This window comes from Okeania sp., assembly GCF_983059655.1.
Genome location: NZ_CEZPJD010000251.1, coordinates 1,891 through 3,518, shown reverse-complemented (window position 1 = coordinate 3,518; position 1,628 = coordinate 1,891). Strand labels below are relative to the sequence as shown.

At 38.5% G+C, this 1,628-nt stretch carries 1 protein-coding gene; it reads left to right on the top strand.

The window, feature by feature from the left end:
- On the top strand, positions 1–1,628 hold a 1,628-nt coding region (locus AC3DU7_RS15410), incomplete at both ends, for a polyketide synthase dehydratase domain-containing protein (protein ID WP_488040212.1).

Sequence of the window (1,628 nt, the reverse complement as noted above, 5' to 3'; positions counted from 1 at the left end):
TTATTATTAGCGCTCGTTTAGGAAGTCTTGATACTTGGTCACCAGTTCAGTTAGTCAAAACCAATGAATATCGTTTTATCGAACGAGTGCTTCATGTTGAACCTCATATTGAGTTAACGGTGCGGACTCATCTCAGTCTAGACAAAGATTTGTACATTCAAGATCATGTCTGGCGAGGTTCTTATTTGTTCCCGACTGTCTTCGGTTTAGAAGCAATGGCGCAAGCAACTGCTTACGTTACTGGGGAAACAGACAATAAAATTGCCAGAATTGAAAATATCTCTTTGCATCGCCCTATCGTTGTTCACCCAACTGATGGAGTAGAAATTGAAATTCATGCTCAAGTAATGGAAGCTTTGCCTAACGGAGAAATAGCAGTTAAAGTAAGTATTCGCACCGAACAAACAGCATTTACAACAGATCATTTTGCTGCAACCTTTATTATAGGAGACATAAAACCCGGTTCCACTATCGATATTCCTTTAGGAGAACCTCTGGCGATCGATCCCCAAACCGATCTTTATGGAGACTTATTATTTCAAGGAGAACGCTTTCAACGAATGGGTGCAATATATGCTCTTAATCAAAACCAGAGCATTTTTCGTTCCTACGCCATTACTTCTGAAACTGAGTTAGTTCAAGAAAGCTTTTCTACAGACATGGAAAGCTATATGCTACTAGGCGATCCTTATTTGAGAGATGTTTTACTCCAATCATTACAACTAAATATTTCCCAACAGACTTGTTTACCAATCTCAATAGGTAAAATAGAATTTTTCCAAAATCCTCATTTTCAGAAAGATGACAGAATAGTAACTGTTGTGTGCATAGAAAAAGGAAAGAAAGAATGTATTGGTGAAGTATTTGTCAGTGATAAACAAGGGAATATCCTGGAAAAACTAACAGATTATCGCGTGCGAATTATGGAAGAAAACCTTTCTAATCCCACCCCTGAAGAATTAGCAAATCCTGAAAAACGCGATGCTAAGATCCTACAAGATAAATTAAATACTGCTTTTACCACTTGGAAATTAAAACAACCAGGAGTAGGGTTAGGATATACTCCCAATTTAAAAATTTTGCCCAAAGAAGAGCGAAGACAACAAGAAAAGCCAATCGTTGCCAAAGCTATTCAAACTCAGTTAGAGTTATCCCCAGAATATCTCCTAGATTTTGAAATTACTACCTTAGCATCAGGGAAACCCCAATTAGTAGGAGCTATTGTAGCTGGACTCTATGTATCCTTATCTCATTGCGATCGCTATTGCCTGAGTGCTGTCGGCTATACACCACAGGGTGTAGACATCGAACTCATTACCCATCGCACTCCAGAAAAATGGCTTGCCCTTCTCAGTTTGAAACATAGTACCATTCTGAATGAACTAGTAGAAGAAGGTGAAAGTTTAGATGTAGCTGGAACTCGTATTTGGTCATCTATAGAAGCAGTTCGCAAAGCCTTGAATGGAACTCATCCAGAACTCTCAATATTCAAATATCACCAAGACAGCGTTTTATTAAAAGCCAAAACTGTAAAAGGGAATTATTTAGTAGTTACCCAACTGCTCAAACTCACCTGTCATCCAGAACGCATGGTTGCCATTCTAGTTCCTCAAGAACAACCTATTTCA